The following is an 11,210-nucleotide window of genomic DNA, read 5'->3' as shown; positions in this document are numbered from 1 at the left end:
GCCGGCCGCCGGGCCGCAGGGGGCGGCTGGCGGGCCGCGGGAGAGTGGCGGGCGGCGGCTGGCGGCGGCCGGTAGGCGAGTGGCGGTTGGCCGACGGGCCGCGGGAGGGGTGCGGCTGGCAGGTGGCGGGCCGCGGCTGGCGGAGGCCGCTCTCCCGCGCCCCGGTCGGCGGGCCGCGGGAGAGCGGCGGCTGGCGGTCGGCGGGCCGCGGGTGGCGGCTGGCTGGCGGGCAGCTGGAGGGTTGCGGCTGGCAGGTCGCGGGTCGGCGGCTGGCGGGCCGCTGGCGGAGGCCGGTCGGCGCGCCCCGGGCAGCGGCAGCGGCATGCCGGAAGCGGGCGGGCTTGCGCTCGCCCGCCTCGGCGGCGTCCGCGGCGGGAACCGTTCGCGGTGCAACGGCGTCCCCGGCCCCGAGTCCGCCGCTGCACCGCGAACGCAGTCCAGGTCCGTCCACTACCGGCCCGGCGGCACGACCAGGTGCACAATGCCGCGTGTGCCGGGGATGGCGTGCACCGTGCGGTCGGCGTGGCGCAGCCGGCGGAGCAGCGTGCCGAGAGTGCGGATCTCCCGAGTTGTGAGAGGTCGAACCCGGGACAGCACGTAGTGTTCGGCCCCGGTGTCCGGGCTTTCGGCGCGGCTGACCCGGATCCCGAGCGACGTCGTCGTGACCGCCGAACTGCCGGTGGCGGCGGCGAATTCGGCGACGTGGCCGGGGGAGCACAACCGGGCACAGCTGCCCCCGGGCAGCCACCTGCGCGCCCAGTCGGCCGCGACGACCACCACGGCCAGTGCGCCGGGCACCCCCAGCCAGCCCGGCAGCAAGCCGCCGATCGCCGCGGCGATCACGGCGGCCCCGATCCCCGCCGCCGCCCATTGGGCGGTGCGCAACCCGCCGCGGTTCGGGCGGCCCGCGTCGCCGCGGTACGGCTCGAGCCCGGCACGCAGCAGCGCGTAGCCCGCGCAGAGGAAACCGAAAGCCGTTCCGGCCGGCTGCGGCGACGGCAGGGCCACGGCCGCTGCCAGGAGGAGTACGAGCCCGGCCGCCTCGAGCGCCGCCGCCGGGACCAGCCGCACACCGGCCAGCCAGGGTGGGAAGCCGAGGGCGACGTGCTCCGCTCCGTAGCGGATCCCGCGGTCCGCCGGCCGCCCGTGGCAGCAGCCGGCCGCGTGGCAACCGAGCCGGCCGAGGGCGAGCGCCGCCGTGATCCCCGTCGCGGCGACGTCCAGCCCGACCGCGACGGGCGTCCCGGTGAGCCGGCAGCACAGCGCCACGGCGCCGAGGACCAGGCCGGCCTCCCGTTGGGCGACCAGATTCACCCGGGCCCGGACCGCGGCCTGGGCGACGAGTGCGGCACCGAGCACGGCGACGGCGCCGGCGGCCAAGACCGCGAGCGCGCCCGGCGTCAGGCCGGCGGCCCGGCCTCGCCACCAGCCGATCACGACTCCGGTGACCAGACCCACCGCGGCCCACCACGGGAAGGCCGGCACGTCGTGCGTGCCGAACCGGATGGTCGGCCGAGGGGACCACCTGCCCATCGGCAAACCATGCACGAGCCACGGCCCGGGTGTGCCCGACGATCCCAAGTCCACCCGGACGGGCGACCATGTTTGCCCTTGTGGTCGGTTCGCGCCACGCACGCCGATGGGATGCTGTGGGCGTGAGTACCTTGCGTGAGGACGGTTCTCACCGCCCGGACCGCAGAGCACGGGCCGAACGGCCGGTACCGGCACGGGACCGGCTGGGCATCCCCGGTCTCACGGCCTTGCAGCGGTGCGCGGGAAACGCGGCCGTCCAACGGCTCGTCGCCGGCGGTGGTACGCCCGAAGGCGTCCTCCGCGGTACCGGCGCGTCGCTCGCTCCGGACGTGCGGAGCCGGATGGAAGGCGCGCTCGGCGGCGACTTCGCGAAGGTGCGTGTGCACACCGACACCCAGGCCGCGCAGGACGCCGAGCGGCTGGGCGCCTCCGCGTTCACGATCGGTCGCGGAGTCGGTTTCGCGGCGGGCGCCTACCAGCCCGGCACGCCGGCCGGGGACGCGCTGCTTGCGCACGAGCTGGCCCACGTGTCGCAGCAGCAGGACGCGGAAGACGAGCACCTCGCCGGCGGTCGCGAACCGGACACCGGCGAGGCCGAAGACGAAGCCGGTGCCGACCGCGCGGCCACCCAGGCAGTCCTCTCCCTGCACGGCGGACCGGCGCCTGCCGCCGCGCCGGCGGGCATCCTGTCACGGGTCCGGTCCGGACTGCGGATCCGCCGCTGCACCCCGAGCCTCGCCCAATCGATGGCGCGGGCGACCGCGCAGCAGGTGGACTGGCGCAGTGGCCACCCGATGGCCCCGTCGCACGGCGACAACCGCGCCGACCCGACCTGGCGCCCCGGCGCCGCCGACCACGCCGTGGCCTACACCAAGGGCACCACGCCCGTGGTCGACGCCAGGTTCGCGGTCAGTCCTTTCCGGACACCGCGGGCCGGCACGACGCTCTCGGTCCGGGTGACCGAGGGGGGCGCGGTGCGCGGCACGAAGAACGGCATCACGCCGGCCGCGGTCACCGACGTTTCCGGTTTGGCGCTGTCCGGTCTCACCGGCTCCTCGCAGGTCCGGTCGAGCAGCTACACGCTGCAGTGGGAAGCGTCGGTCGACGGCACGACGTGGACTCCCGTGACCACCACCGGGATCCACCCGGTGCACTGGACTTTCGACACCCCGAAGGTCGCGCCGACACCCACCCTCGCCGTCGCCAAGGCGACCGGATACGCGGCCGGTGCCGCGTCGGCGGCGGATGCGGCGGCGCGGATCCGCTCCGGGCCACGCTCGGTGGACGGGCTCGGCTACGACCCGGCCGATCCCATCGATCCCGATCCGCTCGATGTCTATTCCCACGGCGTCGGCATCTGCACGGACTACGCCAACCTGCTGTCGGTGCTGGCGAGGGCGGCCGGGCTGGACGCGAACGCGGTGATGTTCTGGGGCGGGTTCGAAAACCACGGCAGGCTGGTGTGGGTCACGCTGTCGCCGGGACTGCTTTCGCTGAAGAGCGTCAAGCCGGGCGTGCCCGGCTTCGGCATGCCGGGCAATCCCGCCGGCTGGGACTTCACCTATCACGCGATTGCCCGGGTGGCCGGTGCCTTGCACGACTCGGCGCTGGATCGCTCCGGCATCGACGCGGAGGCGGTGCACGACGGCCTCCTCGTCCGGCTGGTCGACCTGGCGGGAGGGGCGTTGCCCGGTGCGGTCCGGAAGACCGCGTACAGCCGGCAGGTGCCTCGGGTGGATCACCCCGTCGCGGTGACCACGCACGATTTCGGACCCCAGCTCACGACCGGGGATTTCGGTCTGGTGCTGCCGGTCCGGGCGCCCGCGGGCGCGAGTTCCCCCTTCGAGGTGCCCGGGGTCAGCTGGTCGGTGACCGCGGGGGCGTTGCCGAACGGACTCGCCCTCGACCCCGCCACCGGAGTGCTGTCCGGCACCCCGGGCGCGCGCGTCAGGCGGCGGACGTACACCTTCACCGTGCAGACCACTGCCGCCGGGCTGACGTCGACCGCGTCCTACACGATCGCGGTGACCTGAAGTGCGCGAGCTGCTCGAGGAGGAGATCACCGCCAAGGACGACGTGCTCGGGCTCTACCAGCTGGCCGGCCTGGGCGTACCGCCGGCGGTGCCGGTGCTGACGCTGGACTGGCTTCGCACCGGTCCGCAGCTGGTGGTCCCCCCACCCGGGGGGCCGGCGGTGGAGGATCCCGCGCGGCTCTCGGAGATCGCCGGCAGGCTCGCCGGGCTGCTGGGTGGCTCGTTCGCCACCGACCTGCGGCCCTACCTCGCCCTGGCGCGGGGCTTCGTCGCCCCGGCCCAGCGCGCCGCGTACGGTCTCCGCGAAGATCCGCACACCTACGGCTGGCTGGGTGTCGCCGAAGACGGCTGGCACGTGCAAGCACTCGGCACCGCCGGTGGTCCGTGCCTGATTTCCCTGATCCGGCCACTGAACGGCGCCGAAGCAACCGACAAGGCCGGGCGGCCGAGGTACCGGCCGCTCGGGGATCCGCGGGCGCTGCTCGGAGCTCTGGTCCCCGCGCTGGGGCTCGACCTGGACGACCGGAGCGGGCAGTTCGAGCCCGACGTCTTCGACACCCTGCTCGCCGGCGCGGACGTCTCCGTGCGGTGCGGGGTCCGGCAGCGGCTCACCACGGAAGGCGCGGTCAGCTCCGCGGACCGGCCGTTCTGTTACGTGCTCCGGCTGGACTTCCCGCCGGCGACGGCGGACTGAGGCTCGTCGCGGATCGGCCGGCGGAGGTGGCCGGCCTCGGCGACCAGCGAACGGTAGTGCGCGCACCGCCCGCCGAGGCCGAGGAGCACGACGCCGGTCAGCCGGCCGTCCCGGTGGTAGCCGACGGCGGCCTCGCCGTCCGGATCGCCCTCGAGGACCCGGACGTCGCTGCCCAGTCCGACCGCGCCGTAGGACTGGAGGCGGAAGTCGTACTGGTCGCTCCAGAACGACGGCAACGGGGTGAACGGCGGCTCGTCGCCGCCGGCGGCGACGAGGTGCCTGCCGAGGGTCGTCCCGGCCCGCTTGCCGGTGTCGGCCGCCATCGTCCAGTGCTCGACGCGGCGGGGGACCGGGTCGAACAGCGGGTTCGGGAAGCGGGCGACATCGCCGCACGCCACCACGTCCGGGCGGCCGGCCGCGCGCAGGGCGTTGTCGCACAGGACGCCGTCGGTGAGGTCGAGGCCGGTGCCGGCCAGCCAGTCCGTCGCCGGCGTGCAGCCGACCGCCTCGATCACCAGATCCGCCGGCAGCTCGGTGCCGTCGCCCAGCACCACCGACGCCGCCCGGTACTCGACCGGCACGGTGCCGAGGTGGAACCGGACGCCGCGGGCTTCGTGCCGTCGCTGCAACGCCGCCCCCAGCAGCCGCCCCAGCGGGCGCTCGACCGGGACGCGCTCCGGCGCGACGACGTCGACCGAAGCCCCGAGCGTCCGCGCGGCCGCGGCGACCTCGCACCCGATGAACCCGGCACCGACGACGACCAGCCGCGTCCCGGGCCGGAGTGCGGCCCGCACCCGGGCCGCGTCCTCGAGCGTCCGGATGACGCAGCGGTCCGGGCCGGGCAGCGGGAGCCGCCGGGGCCGCAGGCCGCTGGCGATCACCAGCCCGGACCAGCCGAGCACGTCGCCGCCGGCCAAGGTCACCGTCCGCGCGGCCAGGTCCGCGGCGGTGACCGCCTCGCCGAGCCGCCAGGTGACGTCGCGGACGTGCCGGGGGAGCCGGAACGCCAGGTCGCCGGGATCCGCGCCGAGCGCGGTCTTGGACAGCGGCGGCCGGTTGTACGGCGGGTGCGGTTCGTCGCCGAGCACGACGACTTCGCCCGCGTACCCGGCCTTGCGCACGGCTTCGGCGGCGCGCAGCCCGGCCATCGACGCGCCGACCACGACCACCCGGTCCGCGGGCACGTCAGTCCTCGACCGTGATCGCCTGCAGCGGGCAGACGTCCGCGGCCTCTTCGACGTCGTCGAGGTGGTCTTCGCTCAGCGGCGGCGAAACGTAGGTCCCGGAAGCTTCCGCGCGGAAGGCGAGTTTGCCCTGTCCGTCCAGCGAAAACACCGATGGCGCCGAGAAGACGCACTGCCCGTGGTCCTGGCACTTGTTCAGGTCGACGACGATGTGCATGCTCACTCCAAGGATCAGGATCGGCGGGGCGGCCGGATGCCGCGGAACTCCCAGTCGCCGCCCAGCGCGGTGGACAGCACTTCTTCGCTCTCCGTCGGCTGCGCGCCGACGTCGGTGCGGATCGGCACCGGGCCGGAGACGATGTCGTTGGTCAGCGTCCCGAGCCCGTCGACCTCGACCGAGACGACGTCGCCGGGCCGCACCGGGCGCGAACCCGCCGGCGTGCCGGACAGCAGCACGTCGCCGGGGAAGAGGGTGATGGTGCGGGCGATGTCCGCGACGAGGTAGTGCATGTCCCACTGCATCTCGTCGGTGCTGCCCTCCTGCCGCCCTTCGCCGTTGACCAGGGTGCGGATCGCCTTGCCGCGGAAGTCCCAGTCCTCGACCAGGCCGGGGCCGAGCGGGCAGAGCGTGTCGGACCCCTTGACGCGCAGCATCGAGCCGGCGTCGGTGTCGCGGAAGTCGTGCAGCCCGAAGTCGTTCGCGATGGTGTAGCCCGCGATGTGCGCACCGGCGTCGGCAGGCGAGATGTTGCGGGTGACGCGGCCGATCACGATGGCGATCTCGCCCTCGTAGTTGAGCCACTGGCAGCCTTCGGGCCGCACCACCGCGCCGTGGTGCGCGTTGAGCGAGGACGTCGGCTTGTGGAAGTACGTCGGCGCGGCGGGGAGCTTCGTGCCGAACTCGGCCACCCGGCTGTGGTGGTTGAGGTGCACGGCGATGATCTTCGAAGGGACCACGGGCGGCAGGTGGACGGCGTCGTCGGCCAGGACTTCCCGGCCGTCGGCGGCGCGCAGGAGGTCGCCCTCGCGGACGACGTCGACGACCGCGCCGTCGAGCAGGATGCGGCGGTGTTCGGGCACGTCACACCTCGGTTCAGTGGGTTCGGCGGGGGCGGGGGAAGCCGTCGGCGGGCCGGTCGAACCAGAGGTGCACCTGCCCGGTGCCGACGGAGTTCTCGTATTCGCCGTACTGGCGGGATTTCGCGGTGCAGTCGCCTTCGCCGAGCGCGCCGATCATCATCAGGTAGTGCCCGAACCGGGCCTCCGGCTTGAACCGCAGGTACTCCGGCATGGTGGCGAGCACGCGCTCGTGGTCGCCGCCGGCGAACCAGCCGAGCCGCTCGGCGTCGGCGGCCGCGGCCTCCGGGCTGAAGATGTGTTCCACCCCCGCGGCTTCGTGCGCCCGGAGTTCGCGCAGCGACCAGAACGTGTGGCTCATGGCGCCCGAGGCGATCAGCAGCACCTTGCGGTCGAGTCCGGCGATCGCGTCGCCGAGGGCGCGGCCGAGCCGCAGGCTGTCCTCGGTGTCGGCGGTCTGGCAGACGCCGATCGACACCCAGCGCTTGTCGGGCAGGCCCTGGCCCAGGTACTCCCAGAGGTTGGTGGTGGCGTAGAAGATCGGCAGGTGGTGGTCGTCGATCGCGGTGATCCACGTCCCGTGCTCGCCGGCCTTGGCAGCGACGGCGTGGGCGAGGTCGGGGTCGCCGGGGAAGTCGTACGGGCGGCGGCACATGCCCCGCGGCAGTTCCTCGGACGTGAACAGGCCCGAGCGCCGGTCGTGCGCGGTGACCACGAACTCGACGGTGGTGGCCCAGTGCGAGTCGAGCACGACGACGGTGTCGTAGTCCAGGGTCTCGAACACCTCGGTGCGCAGCTGCCGCAGCCCGGCGACGAGGGTGGTGTCCTCGCCGTGGTTGAGTGCCCGCCGTTCGGCCTCGGGCAGCACGATGGTGGGGACGTGGGCCAGCAGCCCCGCGCCGGCTACTTCACCCATGGTTCCTCCAGCCTTCCGGAGCGAAGACGCTGTTCTTGACCTCGCAGTAGAAATCGAACGACCAGGTGCCGCCCTCCCGGCCGATCCCCGACTGCCGGGCGCCGCCGAAGGGGGCGCGCAGGTCGCGGACGAAGAAGCAGTTGGTCCACACGGTCCCGGCGACGAGCCGGGCGGCGACGCGTCCGGCGCGCTCGGGGTCGCCGGTGAAGAGCATCGCGGCCAGCCCGAACGCCGAGTCGTTGGCGGCGGCCACGACCTCGTCCTCGTCGCGGAACGTGTGCAGGACCAGGACCGGTCCGAAGACCTCCTCGGTGGCGATCTCGCTGTGCGGGTCGACGTCGGTGAAGAGTGTCGGCCGGTAGTAGAGCCCGCCGAGGTCGGTGTTCGGCCCGCCGCCGAGCAGGACGGTCGCCCCGGCTTCCTTCGCCCGCTGGACGAAACCGTCCACCCGGGACACGTGCTCGGGGTGGATGGACGGCCCGATGTCCGTCGCCTCCTCCCGCGGATCGCCCTGCTTCAGCTGCCCGGCGCGCTCCAGGAACCGCCGGACGAACTCGTCGCGGACGGACTCCTCGACGTAGAGCCGGGTTCCGGACAGGCAGACCTGCCCGGCGTTGTCGTACTGCTCGACGGCGTTGGCGACGGCGAGGTCCAGATCGGCGTCGGCGAAGACGAGGAACGGCGACTTCCCGCCCAGCTCCAGGGAAAGCGGCGTCAGGTTGGCCGCCGCGGCGCGGGCGATCACCTTGGCGGTGGGCACCGAGCCGGTGAAGGAGATGCGCCGCACGTCCGGGTGGGCGACCAGAGCGGCACCGGCCTCTTCGCCGATGCCCTGGACGACGTTGAGGACACCGGCGGGCAGCCCGGCGTCGGCGGCGATGTCGGCGAGCAGCGACGCGGTGAGCGGTGACCACTCGGAGGGCTTCAGCACGACGGTGTTCCCGGCGGCCAGTGCCGGGGCGACCTTCCAGGTGGCCAGCATCAGCGGGGCGTTCCACGGGGAGATGAGCACGCAGACCCCGGCCGGGTCCCAGCTCACGTGGTTGCGGTGGCCCCGGGTCTCGAAATCCGGGTGACCGAGCTCGTGCTCGAGGTAGTCGGCGAAGAAGCGGAAGTTGTGGGCCACCCGCGGCATGACACCGCGGCGGTGGGAGCGGATCAGGGCGCCGTTGTCGGTCGTCTCGACCACGGCGAGCTCTTCGAGGCGCTTCTCGACGCCGTCGGCGATCGCGCGCAGCAGCCCGGCGCGTTCGGCCGGGGGAGTGGCGGCCCAGGCGGGGAAGGCGGCCTTCGCGGCGGCGACCGCGGCGTCGGCTTCCTCGCGGCCGCCACGGGCGACGTGCGCGACGGTGGTGCCGTCGATCGGGGACAGGTCCTCGAACGTGTCCGCCGAAGCGACCCGGCGGCCGCCGATCCAGTGGCGGGTGTCGACGGCGGTTCCGGCGACGAGCGCGGTGTTCATGACGCCCTCCAGGAGGTATCGTTCGGATCCAAACGTATCCGCCGTCTCGTTTTCGGTCAAGGGAGTGGTGATGACTGCGCTGCAGGTGGACGATCCGGTCGAGGCGACGGACTGGGTGGGCGCGGCCGCCGCGGTCGAGGTGCCGCAGGCGCTGTTCGTGGCCGGCGCACCCCGTGGGGCCGCGGCAACCCGCGCGGTGCGCTCCGCGCGGGACGGGTCGGTGCTGACCGAGCTGCCGTGGGCCGGCGAGCACGACACCGACCTGGCCGTCGCGGCCGCGCGGCAGGCGTTCGACCGTGGCCCGTGGCCCCGGCTGCACCCGCGCGAACGCGGCGAGGTGCTGCAGCGGTTCGCCGCGCTGGTCGAGGCGCACCGGGCCGAGCTCGCGCTGCTCGTCAGCCTCGAAATGGGCAAGCCGATCCGGCAGGCCCACGACATCGAGCTCCGCGCGCTGGTCCGCACCCTCCGCTTCTACGGCGAGCTCGCGGACAAGGACCACGGCGAGGTCGCCCCGACGACTGAAGGCGAGCTGGCCCTGGTGACCCGCGAGCCCGCCGGAGTGGTCGCCGCGGTGGTGCCGTGGAACTTCCCGCTCACCCTGGCCGGCTGGAAGTTCGCCCCCGCCCTCGCCGCGGGCTGCACGGTGGTGCTCAAGACGGCCGAACGCAGCCCGCTGTCCATGCAGCGGGTCGCCGCACTCGGCGCCGAGGCGGGCCTGCCGCCGGGCGTGCTCAACGTCCTTTCCGGGGACGGCGCCGTCGTCGGACGGCGGCTCGGCGAGCACAGGGGAGTCGACGTCCTGACCTTCACCGGGTCGACCGAGGTCGGCCGGCACTTCCTGCGGTACGCCGCGGACAGCAACCTCAAGCGCGTCTACCTGGAGCTCGGCGGGAAGTCGCCCAACATCGTCCTGCCCGACGCGCCCGACCTCGACGCCGCCGCGGACACCGCGGCCTGGGCGATCTTCTTCAACTCCGGCCAGATGTGCACCGCGGGCTCGCGGCTGGTCGTGCACCGCGACGTCGCCGACCGGGTGCTGGACCGCGTCCTCGCGACGGCGGCGGACTGGTTCCCGGCCGACCCGCTGCTCCCGGACACCAGGATGGGCCCGCTCGTCGACGCGGCGCACCTGGACCGGGTGCGCACGGCCGTCCGCCGCGGCGTCGACGAGGGCGCGCGGCTGGTCGCCGGCGGCTCGCAGGTGCTCGCCGAAACCGGCGGCAGCTACCTCGAACCGACCGTCCTGACCGGCTGCGCGCCCGGGAACCCCGTGCTGCGCGAGGAGATCTTCGGCCCGGTGCTGGCCGTGCAGGTCGTCGGCGACGAAGAGGAGGCCATCCGCGTCGCGGGTGACACGCCGTACGGCCTCGCCGCCGCGTTGTGGACGGCGGACCTCGGGGCGGCCCACCGGATCTCGCGGCGGCTGCGGGCCGGGACGGTCTGGGTGAACTGCTACGAGGAAGGCGACCTCTCGGTCCCGTTCGGCGGGGTGAAGCTTTCCGGGTTCGGCCGCGACAAGTCCCGGCACGCCCTCGACGAGTACCGCGACCTCAAGACCACGTGGATCCACCATGGCTGAGCGGCGGCCGCTGATCGTCGTCCCGGCGCGCTTCTCGGCGAGCGCGTCCGCCCTGCGCTACCGGGCCGAGGCCGGGGCGCGGGCCCTGCTGGAAGCGGTCTACGCGGCGGGCGGCGAGCCGCTGCTGATGCACCCGGCCGATCCCGCCGAGGCCGCGTCCCGGCTGTCCATTGCGGACGGTGTGCTGCTGCCCGGCGGCGGCGACCTGCACCCGAGCTGGGCCGGGCAGGCCGCCCACCCGGCCGAGTACGACGTCGACCTGGACCAGGACGCCTTCGACCTCGCGGTGGCGTCCTGGGCACTGGAAGCGGGCCTCCCGCTGCTGGCGATCTGCCGCGGCGCACAGGTGGTGAACGTGGCCCTCGGTGGCGACGTGGTGCAGGACCTGCCGGGGCACCGGCACCAGGTCCACCTCGCCAAGGTCGCTCCGGGCACGCTGCTGGCCTCGCTCGCCGGCGATGCGCTGGAGGTGTCGTGCTACCACCACCAGGGTCTGGGCCGCCTCGGCGCCGGGCTCACGGTGGTCGCCGAGGCGGCGGACGGCGTCCCCGAGGCGATCGAGCTGCCGTCGGCCCGCGGCTGGTTCCTGGGACTCCAGTGGCACCCGGAGGACACCGCCACCACGGACCCCACCCAGGCCGCGCTGTTCGCCGCGTTCGTCGCCGCGGCCAGGCAGTCTCCCGCAACCCGTCGTGAGTGGTAATTAGGGTTCTAACCCTAATTACCACTCAC

10 protein-coding genes are annotated in these 11,210 nt (G+C 74.1%); 4 read left to right on the top strand and 6 right to left on the bottom strand.

The window, feature by feature from the left end; genetic code table 11:
• Positions 1-450: 450 nt before the first annotated feature.
• Positions 451-1,533, bottom strand: a complete 1,083-nt coding sequence (locus ACWED2_RS48010; RefSeq protein WP_449697183.1) for a prolipoprotein diacylglyceryl transferase family protein — start codon at positions 1,531-1,533, stop codon at positions 451-453.
• Between the two features lie 122 nt (positions 1,534-1,655).
• Here ACWED2_RS48010 and ACWED2_RS48005 point away from each other — a divergent pair, with 122 nt between their 5' ends.
• Positions 1,656-3,566, top strand: coding sequence for an eCIS core domain-containing protein (locus ACWED2_RS48005; protein ID WP_449697182.1), 1,911 nt, complete (start codon positions 1,656-1,658; stop codon positions 3,564-3,566).
• Position 3,567: 1 nt separating this feature from the next.
• Entirely contained in the window at positions 3,568-4,260 is a 693-nt protein-coding gene (locus ACWED2_RS48000) for a hypothetical protein (protein WP_449697181.1), read from the top strand.
• Here ACWED2_RS48000 and ACWED2_RS47995 read toward each other — a convergent pair.
• The 5 genes from ACWED2_RS47995 to ACWED2_RS47975 are packed head-to-tail and all read right to left on the bottom strand — an operon-like array spanning position 4,218 to position 8,899.
• Positions 4,218-5,444 (bottom strand): NAD(P)/FAD-dependent oxidoreductase, encoded by a 1,227-nt coding sequence (locus tag ACWED2_RS47995; RefSeq protein WP_449697180.1) that lies wholly within the window; start codon positions 5,442-5,444, stop codon positions 4,218-4,220. The genes ACWED2_RS48000 and ACWED2_RS47995 overlap by 43 nt on opposite strands.
• Before the next feature lies 1 nt (position 5,445).
• Positions 5,446-5,661: a ferredoxin gene (locus ACWED2_RS47990; RefSeq protein ID WP_449697179.1), complete on the bottom strand. Its 216-nt coding sequence runs from the start codon at positions 5,659-5,661 to the stop codon at positions 5,446-5,448.
• Positions 5,662-5,675: 14 nt separating this feature from the next.
• A complete protein-coding gene (locus ACWED2_RS47985; RefSeq protein WP_449697178.1) occupies positions 5,676-6,524 on the bottom strand; it encodes a fumarylacetoacetate hydrolase family protein in 849 nt (282 codons plus the stop codon).
• Between the two features lie 13 nt (positions 6,525-6,537).
• Entirely contained in the window at positions 6,538-7,437 is a 900-nt protein-coding gene (locus tag ACWED2_RS47980; protein ID WP_449697177.1) for a DODA-type extradiol aromatic ring-opening family dioxygenase, read from the bottom strand.
• On the bottom strand, positions 7,430-8,899 hold the full coding sequence (locus ACWED2_RS47975) for an aldehyde dehydrogenase (protein ID WP_449697176.1): 1,470 nt from the start codon (positions 8,897-8,899) through the stop codon (positions 7,430-7,432). Before ACWED2_RS47975 ends, ACWED2_RS47980 begins: the two co-directional genes overlap by 8 nt.
• A 70-nt stretch (positions 8,900-8,969) precedes the next feature.
• On the opposite strand from ACWED2_RS47975, the gene ACWED2_RS47970 reads away from it, so the two are divergent.
• Positions 8,970-10,478, top strand: a complete 1,509-nt coding sequence (locus ACWED2_RS47970) for an aldehyde dehydrogenase family protein (protein WP_449697175.1) — start codon at positions 8,970-8,972, stop codon at positions 10,476-10,478.
• Complete coding sequence (locus ACWED2_RS47965) at positions 10,471-11,181, top strand: gamma-glutamyl-gamma-aminobutyrate hydrolase family protein (protein ID WP_449697174.1); 711 nt, start codon at positions 10,471-10,473, stop codon at positions 11,179-11,181. Before ACWED2_RS47970 ends, ACWED2_RS47965 begins: the two co-directional genes overlap by 8 nt.
• The last annotated feature ends 29 nt before the right edge of the window (positions 11,182-11,210 follow it).

Source organism: Amycolatopsis sp. NPDC005003 (genome assembly GCF_053600695.1).
The sequence above is the reverse complement of the archived record's forward strand: the minus strand, read 5'-3'. Positions and strand labels throughout refer to the sequence as shown.